The sequence below is a fragment of the Acidithiobacillus sp. genome, assembly GCF_023255755.1.
Taxonomy (GTDB): domain Bacteria; phylum Pseudomonadota; class Gammaproteobacteria; order Acidithiobacillales; family Acidithiobacillaceae; genus Acidithiobacillus.
In genome coordinates, this window is sequence record NZ_JAGDVS010000125.1 from 7,428 (window position 1) to 25,339 (window position 17,912).

18 protein-coding genes and 1 pseudogene are annotated in these 17,912 nt (G+C 59.2%); 15 read left to right on the plus strand and 4 right to left on the minus strand.

Features of this window, described 5'->3' with window-relative positions; genetic code table 11:
• From Q0C48_RS08735 to Q0C48_RS08765, 7 genes and pseudogenes are all read left to right on the plus strand, one after another.
• Positions 1 to 303: pseudogene (locus Q0C48_RS08735) on the plus strand (lipoate--protein ligase family protein); the annotation flags it as partial.
• Positions 300 to 1,361 carry an NAD(P)/FAD-dependent oxidoreductase gene (locus tag Q0C48_RS08740; protein WP_291523471.1) on the plus strand — a complete coding sequence of 354 codons (1,062 nt, stop codon included), beginning with the start codon at positions 300 to 302 and terminating at the stop codon, positions 1,359 to 1,361. The pseudogene Q0C48_RS08735 and the gene Q0C48_RS08740, both read left to right, overlap by 4 nt.
• 24 nt (positions 1,362 to 1,385) lie before the next feature.
• Positions 1,386 to 2,522 carry a radical SAM protein gene (locus Q0C48_RS08745; protein ID WP_291523473.1) on the plus strand — a complete coding sequence of 379 codons (1,137 nt, stop codon included), beginning with the start codon at positions 1,386 to 1,388 and terminating at the stop codon, positions 2,520 to 2,522.
• A gap of 247 nt (positions 2,523 to 2,769) precedes the next feature.
• A complete protein-coding gene (locus tag Q0C48_RS08750) occupies positions 2,770 to 4,104 on the plus strand; it encodes an outer membrane protein transport protein (RefSeq protein ID WP_291523475.1) in 1,335 nt (444 codons plus the stop codon).
• A gap of 119 nt (positions 4,105 to 4,223) precedes the next feature.
• The gene (locus Q0C48_RS08755) at positions 4,224 to 4,634 is read left to right on the plus strand and encodes a hypothetical protein (RefSeq protein WP_291523477.1); all 411 of its coding nucleotides are present in this window, start codon (positions 4,224 to 4,226) and stop codon (positions 4,632 to 4,634) included.
• A 44-nt stretch (positions 4,635 to 4,678) separates the two neighbouring features.
• Positions 4,679 to 5,686, plus strand: coding sequence for a lipoate--protein ligase family protein (locus tag Q0C48_RS08760; protein ID WP_291523479.1), 1,008 nt, complete (start codon positions 4,679 to 4,681; stop codon positions 5,684 to 5,686).
• Between the two features lie 52 nt (positions 5,687 to 5,738).
• Positions 5,739 to 6,116: a hypothetical protein gene (locus tag Q0C48_RS08765; protein WP_291523481.1), complete on the plus strand. Its 378-nt coding sequence runs from the start codon at positions 5,739 to 5,741 to the stop codon at positions 6,114 to 6,116.
• A 54-nt stretch (positions 6,117 to 6,170) separates the two neighbouring features.
• Here the strand turns inward: Q0C48_RS08765 and Q0C48_RS08770 are convergent, their stop codons facing one another.
• Complete coding sequence (locus Q0C48_RS08770) at positions 6,171 to 6,494, minus strand: hypothetical protein (protein WP_291523483.1); 324 nt, start codon at positions 6,492 to 6,494, stop codon at positions 6,171 to 6,173.
• 525 nt (positions 6,495 to 7,019) lie between these two features.
• Between Q0C48_RS08770 and Q0C48_RS08775 the strand changes: the two genes are divergently transcribed.
• From Q0C48_RS08775 to Q0C48_RS08790, 4 genes are read left to right on the plus strand one after another with little or no spacing between them, the layout of a single operon-like run.
• Complete coding sequence (locus tag Q0C48_RS08775; protein WP_291523530.1) at positions 7,020 to 7,850, plus strand: AAA family ATPase; 831 nt, start codon at positions 7,020 to 7,022, stop codon at positions 7,848 to 7,850.
• Positions 7,851 to 7,859: 9 nt separating this feature from the next.
• The gene (locus Q0C48_RS08780; protein ID WP_291523485.1) at positions 7,860 to 10,355 is read left to right on the plus strand and encodes a VWA domain-containing protein; all 2,496 of its coding nucleotides are present in this window, start codon (positions 7,860 to 7,862) and stop codon (positions 10,353 to 10,355) included.
• A gap of 44 nt (positions 10,356 to 10,399) precedes the next feature.
• Positions 10,400 to 11,566 (plus strand): acetoin utilization protein AcuC, encoded by a 1,167-nt coding sequence (locus Q0C48_RS08785; RefSeq protein ID WP_291523487.1) that lies wholly within the window; start codon positions 10,400 to 10,402, stop codon positions 11,564 to 11,566.
• Positions 11,563 to 12,708 (plus strand): aldo/keto reductase, encoded by a 1,146-nt coding sequence (locus Q0C48_RS08790; RefSeq protein WP_291523489.1) that lies wholly within the window; start codon positions 11,563 to 11,565, stop codon positions 12,706 to 12,708. The genes Q0C48_RS08785 and Q0C48_RS08790 overlap by 4 nt, the downstream gene beginning before the upstream one ends.
• Before the next feature lie 21 nt (positions 12,709 to 12,729).
• On the opposite strand, the gene Q0C48_RS08795 is transcribed toward Q0C48_RS08790, so the two are convergent.
• Complete coding sequence (locus Q0C48_RS08795) at positions 12,730 to 13,332, minus strand: TM2 domain-containing protein (protein ID WP_291523491.1); 603 nt, start codon at positions 13,330 to 13,332, stop codon at positions 12,730 to 12,732.
• Positions 13,333 to 13,417: 85 nt separating this feature from the next.
• On the opposite strand from Q0C48_RS08795, the gene Q0C48_RS08800 reads away from it, so the two are divergent.
• Genes Q0C48_RS08800 through Q0C48_RS08815 form a run of 4 tightly spaced genes read left to right on the plus strand, consistent with a single transcriptional unit; the run spans position 13,418 to position 16,127 of the window.
• Positions 13,418 to 14,344, plus strand: coding sequence for a LysR family transcriptional regulator (locus tag Q0C48_RS08800; RefSeq protein ID WP_291523493.1), 927 nt, complete (start codon positions 13,418 to 13,420; stop codon positions 14,342 to 14,344).
• A gap of 1 nt (position 14,345) precedes the next feature.
• Positions 14,346 to 15,098 carry a GMP synthase gene (locus Q0C48_RS08805; protein WP_291523494.1) on the plus strand — a complete coding sequence of 251 codons (753 nt, stop codon included), beginning with the start codon at positions 14,346 to 14,348 and terminating at the stop codon, positions 15,096 to 15,098.
• The gene (locus tag Q0C48_RS08810; RefSeq protein ID WP_291523496.1) at positions 15,095 to 15,451 is read left to right on the plus strand and encodes a hypothetical protein; all 357 of its coding nucleotides are present in this window, start codon (positions 15,095 to 15,097) and stop codon (positions 15,449 to 15,451) included. Before Q0C48_RS08805 ends, Q0C48_RS08810 begins: the two co-directional genes overlap by 4 nt.
• 28 nt (positions 15,452 to 15,479) lie before the next feature.
• On the plus strand, positions 15,480 to 16,127 hold the full coding sequence (locus tag Q0C48_RS08815; protein WP_291523498.1) for a VTT domain-containing protein: 648 nt from the start codon (positions 15,480 to 15,482) through the stop codon (positions 16,125 to 16,127).
• Here Q0C48_RS08815 and Q0C48_RS08820 read toward each other — a convergent pair.
• The gene (locus Q0C48_RS08820; RefSeq protein ID WP_291523501.1) at positions 16,124 to 16,876 is read right to left on the minus strand and encodes a gamma-glutamyl-gamma-aminobutyrate hydrolase family protein; all 753 of its coding nucleotides are present in this window, start codon (positions 16,874 to 16,876) and stop codon (positions 16,124 to 16,126) included. The two genes, Q0C48_RS08815 and Q0C48_RS08820, sit on opposite strands and share 4 nt — an antisense overlap.
• A complete protein-coding gene (gene aguB / locus Q0C48_RS08825; RefSeq protein ID WP_291523503.1) occupies positions 16,869 to 17,741 on the minus strand; it encodes an N-carbamoylputrescine amidase in 873 nt (290 codons plus the stop codon). The genes Q0C48_RS08820 and aguB overlap by 8 nt, the downstream gene beginning before the upstream one ends.
• Positions 17,742 to 17,912: the final 171 nt, after the last annotated feature.

Here is a 17,912-nt window from a genome sequence, read left to right on the forward strand (position 1 = left end):
CGCCGCGCGCGCGACGATATGCCGTTGCGTAAAGCGACGTTACGCGCCCCCGGTGGCACGTTGCAAGCGGAAATGCTCTGGGATAGTTATGGGAACCGAGTGCGGCAGGTTCACTTCAGCGGTGATTATTTTGTCCAGCCGCGGCGCGCTATCGTCGATCTGGAGGCGGTGCTGCGTAATGTCCATCTGAACGACGTGGACGGCGTTATCGAGGGGTTGTTCGAGAAGCAGGCTGTCGATGGCTTCGGCTTACAGCCGGAGCACTTCGCGACGGTATTGCGGATGGCGGCAAAAGACGCGTGAACCCTTTAGCCATAGATGTACTGGTGATTGGTGCTGGTCCAGCCGGTGCGGCGGCAGCATGTGCTGCGGCGGGCAAAGGCCTTACGGTGATCTGCGTGGATCGCCGTGCAGAGGTCGGTGTCCCGGTGCAATGTGCCGAGTTTGTCCCCATGCCGCTCTTGCGTACCGTACATGAAACGGATTCGCGGGTGCAGGACGTAGCAGGGATGTTGACGGTACTGCCATCCGGGCTACAGCATCACAGCGTCTTTCCCGGCATGATGATTGACCGGGCACGTTTTGATCAGGGGTTGGCGGAGTTGGCGCAGACGGCGGGCGCGCAGGTGGAGATGCGTTGCCAATTCCTCGCCTGGGATGGCGCCGTGGCCCGCTTGCGGCGCGGCACAGATGAGGAGCTCACGGTGCGCCCCCGCTTGTTGATTGGCGCCGATGGGCCACATAGCCTGGTGGCGGCGGCGGTGGGCTTGCCGCATCAACAGGTCGTTTATACCCGTCAATATACGGTGCCGTTGCTGCGTTCCTATGCGGATACGGACATTTTCCTCTCGGACGCCTTTCCTGGCGGCTATGGCTGGTTGTTTCCTCGCGGGTCGGTGGCGAATCTCGGACTGGGTGCGGATCGGCGTTTTGAGGATAATCTTAAATTGCCGCTGGAACAGTTGCATCGGCAGATGGTAGAGCGCGGGATCATCGGCGAAGCCGTCTTCGGACGTACCGGTGGCGCGATTCCCGTGGGCGGCATTCGGCTGATGGTACATGGCAACGTGGTGCTTGTCGGAGACGCAGCGGGGCTGACCCATCCCATTACCGGGGCGGGTATCCCCGCTGCGGTAATCAGTGGTGAGGGTGCAGGATTGGCCGCTGCTGATTATCTGGCGGGCGACGGGGACGCGTTAGAGAGCTACGCAGAAGATATGCAGGATCAGTTTGGTCCAGCCCTGGCGCGGGCTGTGCAGCGGAGAAAATCTTTGGAAGCCGTGTGGCGACAGCCTGCGGCCCAGGAAGACAGGGTAATGCGATCCGGCTGGATCGCCTTTGATGAATACTACGCCGCCTGAGGCGGAATGACAGGAGGAACTTCCATGAGTGCGGTAGCGCAAGAAAATTCTCAGCCCTTGAACTTTTATCGCCCGGATTATTTCGTCAAAACGCCGACGATGCGGTCGCCTGAATATGTGCAGCTCAGCACCGCGGCGGCGATTACGCTGGGCCTGGTGCCTGGGGTGATGCACCGTACCTCCTGTACTAATTGCCTGAATCTGTTGATGACTTACCCGGAAGGCTGTCGTGCCAACTGCACCTACTGCGGTCTGGCCCGGCATCGTGAAGAGAGCCGCGATTACGCTGACCGCAACTTCATCCGGGTGGACTGGCCGACGGTGCGCGTGGATGAAATGCTCGAACGTATCGCCAAGAACAGCGACAAGGGTCAGTTCCAGCGTATGTGCATCAGTATGATCACCCATCCCGATTCTGATCATGATACACAAGTCATGCTGAAGCGCTGGATGGAAGTGGCGCCCCACATCCCCGCATCCATCCTTTCCAATCCGACCACCATGGAGAAGCAGGATCTTATCGACCTCAAGGCGATGGGTGCCGATATCTTTACCGTCGCACTGGACGCCGTGACGCCAGAAATCTTTGAGCGCACCCGTGGCAAGACGGTGCAGAGCCCTCATTCCTGGGACAAGTACTGGCAGACCATCGAATGGGCGGCGGAGATTTACGGTCCCGAAAAATTCGGTGCGCATCTGATCTGCGGCATGGGCGAGACGGAGCAGGAAATCCTCGCCGTCTGCCAGAAGATGAAAGATATGGGCGGTCACAATCATATGTTCGCCTTCTTCCCCGAGAAGGGTTCCATGATGGAAGATTGGGACGCAGTGCCCCAGGACCATTGGCGCCGGGTGCAGTTGGGCCGTTTCCTCATCGATTATGCGGGTGGCCGTTATGAGGATATGGAATTTGATCAGTATGGCCGCGTACTGGGTTTCGGTTATCCGCAGGCGGAACTGGAAGACATCATCAACTCCGGTAAGCCCTTCCAGACCTCTGGCTGCCCAGGGAAGGATGATGAAGAAGTCAGCGCCTGTAATCGGCCTTATGGGGATTCGTCGCCTTCGGACATCCGCTCCTTTCCCTTTGCGCTGAACAAGGAAGATGTGGAGATCGTGCGGCGCCAGATGCGGTTACAGGATTTGCAGTTTTTGGGCTAGCGCCAAGGTCATGCCCCGAATCGGGGTGTATTATGTAGTGCGCATATAGGGGCTTCGGCCCCTTTTTTATTGGGCGCTGTGCGCTGTGGTCATAAAATCTCGGAATGTTTATTGTTGCTAATAAACCAATATTTTATGGGTTGATAAACGGATTAAAAAATTGATAGAACCAAGGCCTTGCAACACTGTTCCAGTTCCAACACAATCATCGTGTCATTAGCGACACAACTGAGGGCGGAGGATGCAGATGAAAAAATCACGGATTTTAGGAATTGCGGTTGGCGCGACGTTGGCGATGGGCCTGTCGGCCAGTGCGTTTGCTACAGATGGTTATCAGTTGATCGGTATTGGTCAGTACGCCATGGGCATGGCGGGTGCCGTCGTGGCCGCGCCGGATGATCCCTTGTCTGCGGCTATGAGTAACCCGGCCGGATTGGCATTGATGACGCCGCAAGCGGCATTCTCGGCGGAGATTTTTAATCCAACCCGCAAAACCAATTTTGGTTTTGGCGAGATTGGTAGCCATAGTAACGTCTACGGCGTACCGGCCATTGGTTGGGTGGCACCGGCATTTGGAGATGGCATTGTATTTGGTGGTGGTGTATATGGTACCTCCGGCTTGGGGGTGAATTACATTCAACCTAGCGTAAATGGTCCAGCATACAACATGCGTGGCAATCCACCTTCACCGGGGTTTGCGCCGGGGACGATCAATGCGTATAGCAGTATTACGTTTATGCAAATGGCTCCTTCTCTCGCGATGAAAGTGAATAGTCATTTGGCAGTAGGTGCGTCTTTGAATATCTCTGCCGAGCAGGGTTCATTCGTTCAGTCATTTACACCAAATAACAATGCCTTTTTCGCAGGGCAGTCGAACGCGTATTATGTCGGTGGGGGCTTAAATCTGGCCGCGCCCTCATGGGCATATGGTGTAGGTGTGACTTTGGGCGCACTGTACAAGGTGAATGATATGGTGACACTGGGTGCTACCTATAAGTCACCTGTAATGTTCACACCAATGACATGGCAAGAGTCTGGCGAAGTAGGTCCGGGAAATGTGCAAGGTGGAGCTGGGCAATATAGTGGGCATTTGAATTACCCACAGCAAATTGCTCTTGGTTTGGCGATTCGCCCTATTCCGCAGTGGTTGATCAGCGTAGAAGGACAATGGATCAACTGGCATGCTACCATGAATAACTTCACCATCTACGGACCTTGGCAGGGTACTTCCAGTGTCGCGTTACCGATGCATTGGACTAACCAGTGGGTGGCAAACATCGGCACACAATATGATCTCACCAACTGGCTGCAGGTGCGCGCTGGTTACACATATGGTTCCAACCCCATCAGTAACGCAGACACCGCAAGCAACCTGATTTTCCCAGCAGTTGTTCAGAATGCGATTACCTTTGGTGCAACGCAGAAACTGGGTATGGGTTGGAAGTTGACTGAAGCGTACATGCATGCGTTTGCTAATACGATTACTGGACCTGCTGGTAGTTCGCCTTTCTATGGAAACCAGGCACCCAGCGCCACCCTCGCCGAGAATGCCTACGGTCTTCAGATCGGTTACGACTTCTAAAAAATCCCTCCTCAAGGGCATGCGGGAGACGGGTAACCGTCTCCCTTTTTGTGTGGGCGCCTTGCGCGGGGAGGGGTTTTTGGGGGAAAATATAGTAGAGCGCATTGCTAGGGATTATCATGAAGCCGATACCGATTACCGATGTCAGCAGTCTGAAAAACGAGCTGAAAAAATACAAGATAGGGAAGAAGCTGGAGATCCCCCGTTTCAATCAACTGGCGCGGATGGCTTATCTGGGGCGGCTGGTGATGACACCGCTGGACCCGGAAGACCCCTCCTGCAAGTCTTTCCTGGTACATATCCAGGAGCCGCAAGGACTGGCGGCACATTTTATTGATCTGGATGAAGATTTGCAGGATGGCATCCTGATTCTCGACGGCGAGCAGTCCATGGCCATGGCAGGCATCATGCAGGCGGGCGTGGAAGAGCGGGTGCGCTGGCATCAGGCCCTCAATGAGCGCGACTTCTATTTCTCCGCTTTTTATCGCCCGAAGGATAAAGAAGCGCAGGAGGAGACTGCGCAGAGCTGATCGGGGCGGATAGGTTGTTTCGATTGGATGCGGTTTTGTAAGTCGTGCGAATTCGCCTGATTCATCTGGGTGGGCTCGCCCCGGAGGCTCTGCACCGTGCTTATGTTGGCTTGGCGGAGGCGCAGGGTGAGCAGGATGTGCCCATTCTGCTGCTGGCGCAGTCTGACGCCCATCTGAGTCTGGGGGCCGCACAAGGGCCGGGTGCGGAGCTGGACCGGGCGGCTTGTGAGCGGCTGAGGATTCCGGTTGTGCAACGGGCATTGGGTGGTGGTTTGGTCTGGGTAGATCCTGGTCAGTTGAGTTATTTCTTTATCTTTCCGCCTGCTACGCGGGTGTGCCGTGCGCCTGAGCTGTTTGCCCTGATTGCCCCTTGGGTGATCGCTGTACACGCCTATTTTGGATTAAAGGTGGAGGCGCGGGATGGACATGATTTTTGGTGTCAGGGGCGCAAAATCGGCGGCACCGGGGCGGCCACCATTGGGCGCAGTCTGGTGCTCGGTGGCAGCTTCATCCTGGATGCGCAGTGGGCGTCCTTTGTGGACTGTGTGGCGGCGCCTTCACATGAATTCCGTGCTTGGCTGACAGAAGCGTTGCAGGAAGGGTTGTGTAGCTGGTCGCAGTTGCTGGACAAGGTGGTGGATCCAGGGGCTTTGCGGGAAGTCTGTCCGGCGTTGCTGCGGGCTGCGGGCTATGAGTTGGTCCTCCCGACGGAGCCTACTGAGACCGAGCAGTATGCGATGGGGCAGGCCGAGTTGGAGGAAGTGGATTGGGACCAGCCCGTCCGCCGTCGGGTGTTTGCCGGTATCAAGCTCAAGGCGGGCGCTTTCCTGACGGAGCAGCACTGGCCTGATGGCCACTGGCTGCGAGTGTGGACGGAAAATGACACCTTTCGGCGCGTCGCTGGTTCTGCCTGGTCGGCGGGGCAGGGGGATACGCTGACTGGCCTGCAGCCTGGTTCGGCGGGGTTTGACGAACGCTTGCGGGAAATGGCCGGGGCCGGGGCCGCGCTCTGGGGCGAAAGACTATCAGAGACGGCGGTCTGGACGGATTGAATCTGTCGTGCCTTTTAGGGATATCCTGAATTCATGCAATGGAGGTGGCCTGGTGCCGAGTATTAGTGACCGGATGCGCAAGCGCTTTATTCTTATGGCGGGTGATCCCGAATTGCGGGCTTCCGTGGTGGCGGCGACGCCCGAAGGCTGGGGGATGACGGAGGCTACGGACCTGGACGGTCTCGGCGATTGGCAGGAAGTGCTGTTGCATCGTTTCATGCTGCTCAGTCTGGATGATCCGGGGATTGTAGATCCTGTTGAACTGATTGATATCCTGCGGCGGGAATACCAGTTGAATATTGCGATATTTTGTCTGGGTGGAAGCCAGGAACGGCGGGATGCGGCGCGTTCGGCGCGGGCGGACCGCTTTTTTGACCGGGATACGGGCTTGCAGCGTCTGCCGGAATTTTTTGCCCAGTTTGGCTGGTGAGGGGTGGACCGCCCATCGGCCGGAGCACCGATGGGGATGGTCTGCTGCGCAGGGTCAGCCGACTTTGGCGTGGGCTTCGGTATCCAGCAGCAGGTCATGGCTTTCGCTCCGGCCGTCGGCGCTGACGGTGAGGGTGGCGATACGGATACCAGCGTTTTTGAAGGTGACTTCGTAGGAGAAAATGCCGGGCAATTCGATGCTGGTTTCCTTCATGGTCTTGCCTTCGCAGGTGACGCTGATCTTTGCCGTTCCCTTGCCTTCCAGCAGGGCCTGAATCCGGAAAGGATGGCCGGCCACGCGGCGATAAACTTGCGGGTCGCGGTTGGCGTTGTATTGCAGGTTGTTGAGTTTGACCATTTTGATCAGATTCATGCTCATGGTAGCCCCTTCTTAATCACGCTATAAAATGAATTGTACACGCATTCAGCTGAAACTCTTTTATCCTAGACGAAAATCGTCCGGAGTGGTAGCGGGGTGCGACCGAAAAATCCATCAGGAGTGATGATGACACAGTCAATCGGGTTGATAAGCGCATTAGATGGAGTGCACGTGCGTATTGAAGCGCTGGCGCGGCAGCAGGCTGCGGGGATGGCCTTGCCGCAACTGGTGGTGGCGGGCGTGGAAGAAGCGGCAGCCATGTTGCGCATTATGCTGGCAGCGGAGCACAAGCCTTATGCCAGTGATGCAGATTTGCTGGAATTGTGGAGGGCGCTGGTGAAGGGCGCACCCCACTGGAACACCATTCGCGACAATTGCCGTGAACTGATTTTTTATCAGAATTGCCTGATAGCGGAGCGTGCCGACGCGCTGCCCGCACAGCCGGAGCGCATGGTGATTCATACCCTGCGCCATATCTATCTGTACCTGCGCAGTCATGCCGAGCAAAACAATGGGGACAAAGTTATGAGTGATACGAAAATGGCAGAGAGTAACGGCTTGCGCCTGCTCATCGATGAGCCTTTTTATGAGCCGGTGGCGAATGAAGTAAGGGTGTTCATGGCGGCCTGGGGTCGGCGTCTGCCGGTCATGCTCAAGGGGCCGACGGGCTGCGGCAAGACCCGCTTTCTGGAGCACATGGCGTGGCGCCTGAAACGGCCGCTGGTGACCGTGGCCTGCCATGAAGACCTTACCAGTTCGGATCTGGTCGGACGCTTTCTGATCGAGGGTAACGAGACGGTCTGGCAGGACGGCCCGCTGACCAAAGCGGTGCGGGAGGGCGCGATCTGCTACCTGGACGAGATCGTCGAGGCGCGTACCGATACGACGGTCGTCATTCATCCGCTGACCGATCATCGTCGTCATCTGCCCATCGAAAAGCTCGGTGTAGAGATCACTGCGCACCCCGATTTTATGCTGGTGATTTCCTACAATCCGGGCTACCAGACGGTGCTGAAGGACCTCAAGCCTTCGACCAAGCAGCGTTTTGTGGGGATGAATTTCAACTATCCGCCCGCCGCTGTGGAAACCCGGATTGTGATGAAAGAGGCGAGCATGGATGAGCGTCGGGCCAGAGCGCTGGTGGCGGCGGCGGGTAAGGCGCGGAATCTCAAGGATCAGGGATTGCAGGAAGTGACCTCTACCCGCGCCCTGATCTATGCGGGTGCGCTGATGGTGGCGGGGTTGGACGCGCTGGAAGCCTGTACCGTGGCGATCATCAATCCGCAGACGGACGATCCGGAATTGGCCGAGGCGCTGCTGGAGATTTTCCGGACCTTCTTCCCGGAACAGGGCTAAGGAACGGCCATGTCGGCGGCGACGGAGGATATCCTCGACCATCTGGCGGCCATCAGCTTTGTGGCCGGGAGGGATGCGCGGGCGGCTTTGCCAGCGGTTACCCCATTAGGTGAGGTGGCGACCTTGCGGTACCTGGAGACCGGGCGGGACCTGTTTTTTTATGATCGGGAAGCGGGCAAGGCGTTTTTTCATGCCACCGCCGATTTGGTAAAAGCCTTTGGGGGCTTGGATCCCTGGCTCGATCAGGCTCGCAGGTTCCTCAGTCAGCGCGGTACTTTCCGGGCGGCGGTGGGCTTCTTTGAACAGGCCAGCGCGGTACGCCGGGGTTGGGGTGTAGAGGGAGAGGCGTTGTGGTTTGCCTTGGGTGCCGCCTGGGTTGACCGGCATGTGGACAGCGCGGCCTCCTATTTCCGGGTGCCTGCAGCCATTCTGTTTGGCGACGCGGGCACTGAGGGGCTGCGGGCGCTGCTGACGCCCGCCGATACCCTGGCCAAAGGGCGCCTGGGGCTGGGGACCTATCTGGAGGGTGCCATCAAGGTACGTGGCATCTGCGGACTGGAGGGTGTAGCAGAGTGGGCGCGGCGCGGCGCGGATGTGCTGGCGGCGGGGCGGGTGCGCGGTGAGGCCTGGTTCCGGCTGGAAAGTGACGAGGCGCGCAGCTTCTTGCTGGAGGTTTTGCCCGGCTTTCATATAGGGACCCACAGGCGGCTCTTTGGACTCCTGCTTCAGGCCTGGACCGGGCTGCATCTGCCCCTGGAAGAGGGCGACTGGAGCCTGGAAGGCGGGCGCAGTTTTCTGGAGACCGACGGGCGCAGCCTCTTCGTACCGGCGGTGATGCCGGACCGGGAAGAGGCACTGCTCGCCTTTTACCATACCGGCGCGCATCTGGTGTTTGACAGCTACGAGCAGGATGCCATCCGCGCCCTTTTTGCGGAAATCGGTATGGAGCATCCACCCCTGGATCCCGACCAGCGGATGACCTGGCGGCCGCTCTTCGCGCAGTTCGGGGAAGACCTGATCCGCTTCCAGCTTATTTTCGACCTCTGCGAAGACTTGCGCGTGGATGCGGCGCTGGAACGGGAGATGCCCGGCTATCTGGCACGGGTGTTGCGGGCAGCGCATGCCCACAATCCGCCGGAAGGGGCTGCCGGATGCTATTACCAGGCAGCGCTGTCGCTGCTGGAAGACGGTATGGCCGGAAGATTGCCGGAGGATATGGCCGCGTTGACGATGGCGCAGGCGGGCATTGTCGATGCCTTCCGGGCGGCGCTGACCCTGTATGCGACGACGGATTTGCCGCCGATATCCCTGTCCGAGCGGGCCCGCGCCTATCTGCCCGGCCATTCGCCCAATGCCGCGCGACCGGTGTATCCGCGCCATAAACGTGGCACTGACGCGCCGGAGATGGATGGTGGTGGCGAGCTGGGTGCCGCCGGCCACGAAGAGAAGCCCCGGGAGGCCCCGCAACAGGCGGAGGGCAACGATCCGGATATGGATATCCCGCCCGAGGATATTCAGGGGACCGGCGGGCGCGTCGGGGTTGGTATTCCCATCCCCGCTAGGATTATTGGCAGTGGTCGCGGGGTACAAGGTCCCCAAGGCGGCTGGCCTTACCGGGAGTGGGACTACCGGCAGCAGAGCTATAAGGAAAACTGGGCACGGGTGCACGAGCGCCCCCTGCGCGAACAGGATGAGGTCAGAGCTGTCGCCATTGCCGCAGAATATGACGGTACATTAAGGCGTCTGAAGCGAGCCTTGCAGGCGCAGAAGCCGACCCGGATGGCGCCGCGCCGTCGGCAGTACGAGGGTGACGAGCCGGATCTGGAGGCTGCGGTGCAGTTTATGGTGGAACGGCGCGCCGGGCGCTCGCCTAAAGCCAGCATTTACCAGCAAAGACGACCGCAACAGCGGGACACTTCCGTACTGCTTCTTGCCGACCTCTCCACCTCCATCATGGCAGAGGCCGGAGATTCCGGGGTACGGGTGGTGGATCGTCTGCGCGCGGCCATGCTCCTTTTCGGCGAGGCACTGGTAGAAGTGGGTGATCCCTTTGCCCTCTATGGCTTCGCCAGCAAATATCATGACGAGGTATTGCTCTACCCTATCAAGCGCTTTGCCGACAAGTTTGATTCCCGGGCGCGGGCCTTGCTCGGCGGCTTGTCCGGGCGGTTGGCGACACGCATGGGGGCAGCCATCCGCCATAGCGCGCGGCTCATGCTGCGCAGTCCGGCGCAGCGACGTTTGCTGCTGATTCTGTCGGACGGCCGTCCCGCAGATTATGACGACGGCGGTGACTTTCGCTATTTGCAGGAGGATACGCGCATGGCGGTGAAGGAGGCGCAAGACCTGGGTGTTCACGCCTTTTGTATCAGTCTCGATCCGCGTGGTGGCGAATATCTGCCGCTGGTTTTCGGGCCGGGGCACTATCTCGTGTTGCCCCATCTCGACAGCCTGCCGACGCGTCTACCGGAGATTTATCTGCGCCTGCGGGGCCACAGCGTGTGACGGGTGTGGCGCAGACGGTTGCCAGCAGAGTGAACGAGCGGGGGATGCTGCGCCCGCAGATCGCCGCGACCCGCCCGGCGGTCTTCGTCGGGGCGGCGCGTTACCGGCGGGCGAGCTATGGGGGTAACCATCCCCTGGCGATTCCGCGGGTGTCCCTGACCCTGGACCTCATCAACAGTTACGGGGCCATGGCACCGGAAGAATATCGGCAGGGCCGCCCGGCAAGTCATCGGGAGCTCTTTGGCTTTCATACGAAAGAGTACATACAGGCCTTTGAGCGGGCGCAGTTTCGCGGTGGTGTGCAGGACAGCGATCGTCAGCGTTATCAGTTGGGTACGCTGGAGAATCCCTATTTCCCCGGTTTTTTCGATACGCCCTCCCTGGCTACCGGTTCCAGTGTGCTCGCGGCGGAAGCCGTGCTGGAAGGCGCAACCGCCTTCAGCCCTGCGGGCGGGATGCACCATGCCGCACCGGGTCAGGCGCGCGGCTTCTGCTATCTCAACGACCCGGTGCTCGCCATTCAGCGCCTGCGCCGCGCCGGTCTGCGGGTGCTGTACTGGGACATGGATGCCCACCACGGTGATGGGGTGGAGGCGGCCTTTGTGGAGGACCCGGACACGCTGACGGCCTCCCTGCACATGGATACGGACTACGCCTATCCCTTTCAGGGCGGTAAGCTCACCGACTGGCCGGGACTGGCGGTTAATCTGCCTTTGCCCAAGGAGGTGAATGACAGCGAATATGCGCTGGCTTTTGCCGAGTTATGGCCTCGTGTTTTGCAGCGCTTCAGCCCTGATGTCGTCGTTCTGCAGGCGGGCACCGATATCCTCGCACCGGATCCTTTGAGCAAGTTTCGGGTTTCCAACGGCTTGTTCTGGCAAGTCGTGCGCCAGATCGTGGCGGAAAGTCCGCGTCTGCTGGTCCTAGGCGGGGGCGGTTATCATCCCGTTGCTTTGGCGCGCTGCTGGACCGGTCTCTGGGCCATTCTGAGCGGACGTTTGTTGCCCGTGGAATTACCCGCGCCTGGGCAAGCGCTGCTCCAGGCGGTCGAATGGGAACTGGACGATGAGGATGCGCCAGACTATCGTCAGCAGTTCCTGAGTCTGGAAGATGCGGCCCGGCCCGGCCCGGTGCGCGCCGAACTGCGTGAACGTCTGGATTTTTTGCTGCACCATCATCCCCTCTTTGCCAACAGGAGTAACGCTGCGTGAATGCTGCGGAAAATGGACTGATTCCGGGGGCCGCGAGCAGTGCGGGTACCAAGGCCTATGTGGCGCGCTTCGCCGGGACCCTTGCTGACGAACATTTCAGTGACTTTTTGAACACCCGCATCAAGCTATCCTCCCTGGGAGTTGGGACCTTCCCCGGTGGCGTGGACGATGTGACGGATGTCGCGGTGGCGGCTATTGTGGCGCGGGCCTTGCAGTCGGGCATCAACGTCATCGACACCGGTGCCAACTACCGCTTCGGGCGGGCCGGGCGGGCGGTAGGTGTGGGCATCGCGAAGGCGATGGCGGCAGGTATCCAGCGTGAGGAGTTTTTCGTGGTCGGCAAGGGGGGCTTTCTGACCTTCCCCGACGGACGGCCAGAAGATCCGCTGAGATTCTTCCGTGAGGAGGTGGTGGCCAAGGGGCTGGGCAAAGAGGAGGATCTGGTCCAGGGGGTCCACTGTCTGAGTCCGGAATATATTGCCTGGCAACTGGATACCCTGCGCGCGCAAACCGGTCTGGAAACCCTGGATGTGTTTCTGGTGGATCAGCCGGAGGTGCATATCCCCTTGATTGGCAAAGAACAGATGTATCGCAAACTGATGGATGTGTTCACTATGCTCGAAGCGGCGGTGCAGGCCAACAAGATTCGCTACTACGGCATTTCCACCTTCAATGCCTGCCGGGTAGAGACGGATAATACCCTGTTCCAGTCCCTGACCAGCCTCATCGGGTTGGCCGAGAAGGCGGCGGGGCAGGGCAATCGCCACCATCTGCGGGTAGTACAGTTGCCTTTCAACGCGCTGATGCCGGAGGCCTACACGCGCTTCAGTCAGGTGACGGGGCAGGGCAATATCGGCTCGACCATTCAGGCGGCTTTTCAGCTCAAGCTGACCATCATGGCGAGCCATCCCCTTGGCAAGGGCCTGTTGGCGCGGGAAGAGGTGCCTTCCCTGCAGGAGGCGATGCCGGAACTGGCCGATGCCGCGCAGCGCGCCATTCAGTTTGTGCGCTCCACGCCCGGCATCGGGGTCACCCTGGTGGGGCTCAGTACACCCCTGCATCTCGCCGATTTCCTGGCGGTAGCCAAACAGCCACCGCTCCCCAGGGAGCGCTATCTGGCCATGTTTGAAAAGGAGCAATAGGCCGGATGTAAGTAATCCCGTTTACTTTTCGGCAGAATCAGGTGGCTTTTTCTCCGCCGCACTTTTCGAAGATTTGGCCATTTCGGTGAGCAGACGCTCCTGTTCCGCGAAAGAGAGGCGGCGCTGGCCCGGCGAAAAACCCTTTTTGGCAGGGACATTGGCGGCAGGATGGCCGGCACGCTCGCTCTCCTTGGTTTGGGTATAGTCTTGTAACTCGCGCTGCCATTGCGCCGCTTTCTCGCCGGTGTCCGCGCGTCCCTGGTAGTTGGCGGGGGCGGCCGGCGTCTGCTTGGCGAACCAACTTGCCTTACGCAGTTCCTTGTTGTAAGTGCTGATCCACAGGTCAATGCGGCTGAGGTCCCAGAGCGCAAGGGCGCAGAGTACAACGGCAAGGCTAATGGCTTCCCAGATTAAACCCAGAAAGGCCAGCATAATAACCGCCACGCTGACCAGCGGAAAGGCCCAGGCCCATGCCTGTTCCAGATAAATACGATGTGCGCCGACAGGAAACAAACCCCAGTATAGATAGCCATATAGAGATTTTTTCTGGAGTTTTTGCAGACGAATTTGTAAACTCTGTACCCCAGCGCCTTGCAGATCGAGCTTTTCCCAAGCCTTGGGCATGGGTTATCCTCCGTAAATACTGTATTGAAGCGCTCAGATATTACCCATAAACTGGTGAAAAGTCGCGGGCGACTTAAGGATTTCCATGGCAGACAGGCGTTTACAGGTTTTTCACACGGTGGCAAGGCTGCTCAGCTTTACCAAGGCGGCAGATACACTGCATATGACCCAGCCGGCGGTGACCTTCCAGGTCAAGCAACTGGAAGAGCAGTTCAATACGCGTTTGTTTGACCGCACCCATAACCGCATCAGTCTCACCGAGGCCGGCATGGTGGTTTATGAGTACTCGGAGCGCATTATTTCCCTCTACGTCGAGATGTCCAATCGCGTAGGGGAGATGACCGGTGATCTGCGCGGGCATCTGCTTATCGGCGCCAGTACAACCATCGCCGAATACATGCTGCCCCGGGTGCTTGGCGATTTCAAAATGAAGTATCCCGACGTGCAGGTACGGCTGCATGTGGGCAATACGGATAAAATTGTCCACATGATTGAGGATAACAGCATCGATCTGGGGCTGGTGGAAGGTCTGGTAACCAACAAGAGCCTCGCCACCCTCAAGTGCTGCATGGACTCCATGATTGTGATTGCCCACCCCGATCATGCCCTGGGTAGTCACGAAAGTGTGACGGCGCAAGAGTTGCTGGATTATCCCTTCGTTTCCCGAGAAGAAGGATCGGGCACCCGTGAGGTGACTATGGAGTACTTGCATCAGGTCGGCGTGGATACCAACGATCTGCATATCACCATGGAATTGGGCAGCCCGGAAGCGGTTAAAGGGGCGGTGGAAGGTGGGCTGGGGGTGGCTGTTGTCTCCGAGGCGACTGTCCTCAAGGAGCTGGCGCTCGGTACTTTACTGGCCCGCCCCTTGAATCCGCCGCTGGCCCGCCCCTACTCATTCGTCTATCAGAAGCAGAAATTCCGTAGTCTGGTGATGGATGAATTTCTGGAGTTCGCGAAAGACCGCTGTAGCAGGGATATGCTGTCCGTGCCGGTGCGTCGAGAGAGTTAATATGAAACATTTTGCCGTCGTGCAGCACAGTTACTCCGAGTTTCTGGGCATCGTGGAGAGTCAACTGGAGAAGCGCGACATCGGTTTCAGTTACTTCCGGGTTTTTCTCAGTAACGAACTGCCGGGCAATGCGCTGACCTTTGATGCCTTATTTCTGCTGGGTGGGCCTATGTCTCCCCTGGAGACGGACAAATATGCCTGGCTGACCCAGGAACTCAATACCATCGCCATTTTCCGCAAGGCGAAGCGGCCAGTGGTGGGCTTTGGTCTGGGCGCGTTATTGCTGGCGCAGTATGAAGGGGCCGAATTGCATCTGGAGCCCTACCATAACGCCTATTTCACCACCGCCCATGCCACCGATGTCGGCCGCAACGACCCGCTGGCGCAGGCGGTGGACGGCGCTCAGGTGATGGTCTGGTCGCCGGGCACCGCCACCCTGCCGGAGGGCATCGAGCCGCTGGTGGTGGATGACGAAGGTCGCTGGATCGCCTTCCGCCCGGAAGAGGGGGTGGTAGGGCTACTGTTCCGGCCGGAGATGAAGCCGGGGCTGATTGAAGATATCCTCATGGAAGAGGACCGCGAAACGCCCGAGAATATCGGCGAACTGCTGGGGCAGGCGCGGGCACTGTGGCCGGAGATGCAGAAAACTACGGACCGGGTCATTGTCGCTCTGGTCCGCGAATTGTCTCTTATGACGGAGAAACGCAAACCACGGGTATTTGCCCTCAAGGTGGACACTGGGGACGATGTATGAACAGTCGGGAACGCCATATTCTCCGCGTTATGCGCAGGCTCGGGAGTGCGGAGCAGGAGCAGGTGCTTACTTTTGCGGAATTCCTGAATAGCCGGCGACAGCCAGCGCCAGAGCCGATGCCACGGGAGCCGAATATCTTACCCGCCAAAGAGGGTGAGACCGTCGTCGGCGCGATTAAACGCCTGCGGGAAAGCTATGCCATGCTCGATGCCAAGGAGATGCTCAACGACACCTCCGGCCTGATGTCCAGGCATGTGATGGGCGGGGAAGCGGCAGGGACGGTTATTGTTGAATTGGAGATGATGTTCGAACGTCACTATCAGCGTTACCGCGGCGCGCCGGAAGACGCGTGAATCCACGTCGCACCGGGTGATCGCGCCAATGTCGGATATTCATCATCTCGTGCAGATTCTGCTGCACTTTGACCAATACCTGATTCTGTTTTTGCAGGAATATGGAGCCTGGGTCTATGCCCTGTTGTTCCTGATTCTCTTTGCGGAGACTGGGCTGGTGATCATGCCGGTCTTGCCGGGCGACTCCATGCTTTTTATCTGTGGTACTCTAGCCGGTGCAGGCATCATGAGCGCGCCCTGGCTGCTGGGTTTGCTGGTGGCTGCGGCGGTGCTGGGTGACGCGGTGAATTACTGGGTGGGCCGCCGCTGGGGTGTCCACCTTTTTGGCGGGCGCTTGCTCAATGTCCGGCACCTGGATACGACCCAGCGCTTCTATGCGCGACATGGCGGTAAGACGGTGATTATCGCCCGTTTTCTGCCGGTTATTCGTACCTTCGCGCCCTTTGTGGCAGGTATTGCCGCCATGCCGTACCGTCGCTTCTTTGGCTTCAATCTGACGGGCGCTTTCCTGTGGGTGGGGGGCTTGCTCGGCGCGGGCTATTTCCTCGGGCGCTTTCCCTGGGTCAAAAGCCATCTGAATATGGTGATTGTCGCCATCATCGTGATTTCGCTGATTCCCGCTGCGCTGGCCTGGCTGCAACAGCGGTTGCAGCCTTCCGAACATCCTTCCCGCTAAGTCTTTGTCGCGCTGTGCCCCGTTGCGCGCGCTATGCGCCGGGCAGCGCGCTGTACCAGCCAATCAAACAGAGCCTGCTGATGCGGGTCACCGGCGGCTGTATGCTCCGGGTGCCACTGGACGGCAAAGACATCTGGGTTGTCGGGCATATCCACGGCTTCAATGACGCCATCCTCGGCGATGGCGTTGATGCGTAGTGCGGGGGCCATATTCGCGATGGCCTGGTGGTGCCAGGAGGATATCTCCAGGGTATCCCGCCCGGCGATTCGCCCTAGCAACGTGTCCGCCAAGACGATGACCTCATGCATGACGGGATTATGCTCGGCGTTGCGATGGCAAATGCGGGTACCGATGCTTTTGGGCAGGTCCTGGAGCAGGTCGCCGCCCAAGGCGACATTAATGATCTGCAGGCCGCGGCAGATGCCGAGCACCGGAATACGCCGGGCGATGGCTTCTCGCGCCAGCGCGATCTCAGAGGCGTCGCGGTCCGGATGTACGGCATGAATGCTGTCGTCACGCGACGCACCGTAAAAATCGGGAGAGATGTCGCCGCCGCCGGTGAGCACCAGCGCGTCACAGCGCGATAGAATAAGTCGGGCTTCGGGGCACTGGGGTGGAAAAAGGATGGGTAACCCGCCCGCCTGACAGACGGCGGCGGCATACTGAGGGGCGAGGGAAAAGGCCTCTCCGTTGCGCTCATAGGCGCTCAGCGCGATGACGGGTGGCGCGGAGGGGGGGGAATCATCCACGACGCGGATTCCCGTCCAAAGTTAGGATGGGCGTGTACAGTTCAGGGCGGCGATCACGGAAGAGTCCCCACTCCAGCCGCTGTGCAGCGAGGGCTTGCAGGTCGAGATCGGCATAGAGGATGGTCTCTTCCTGGTCGGCGTGGACAATGAGTGCGCCGGTGGCGTCGCTGATGAAGGAGCCGCCATAGAAGGTGATTTCGCTCTCCCGGCCGATTTCCCGTCCCACCCGGTTGGCAGCCACGACGGGGACGAGATTGGCGGCGGCATGGCCTTGCATGACCCTGGTCCAGTGCCCGCGACTGTTGATTTCGGGGGCCTGGGGCTCGGAGCCGATGGCGGTGGGGTAGAACAGTATTTCGGCACCCTGCAAGGCCATCACTCGCGCTGCTTCCGGGAACCATTGGTCCCAGCAGATGGCGACACCGAGGCGTCCGTAGCGGCTGTCAAACACGCGGAACCCGGTGTCGCCGGGGCTGAAATAAAACTTTTCCTGATAGCCGGGACCGTCCGGGATATGGGCCTTGCGATAGAGCCCCAGATCGCTGCCGTCGGCGTCAAAAACCACAAGACTGTTGAAGAAGGCGTTATTGGCGCGCTCAAAAAAGCTGACCGGGAGCACGACCTCGCGCTCCCGCGCCAGCTTTTGCATGGCGAGCAGGGCGGGGTGGCTCTCGCGGGGCTGCGCCAGGGTCAGGAAGTTGGGGTTCTGATCTTTGCAGAAGTATGGCGTGCTGAAGAGTTCCTGGAGGAGAATGATCCTGGCCCCGGCATCCGCCGCTGAGGTTACTTGTCGCAGCGCCTTGGCGATATTGTCAGCCTCGTCCCCCCCTACGGCCATCTGAATGGCTGCTACTTTTACCCGCATCTGCAACCTCGTTCGTCATGGCCAATCAAACATCGCTTCCGGCCTGTGGGATAAGTATAGAGGACCCCATCATTGAGACAATAGGTTAAGTGATCGCCCACCAGTTCACGGTTGACGCCAAGTCCGTGGAACGGCGGGCTGAGCTGTCGTCACTGCCTTCTCCCCACCCCC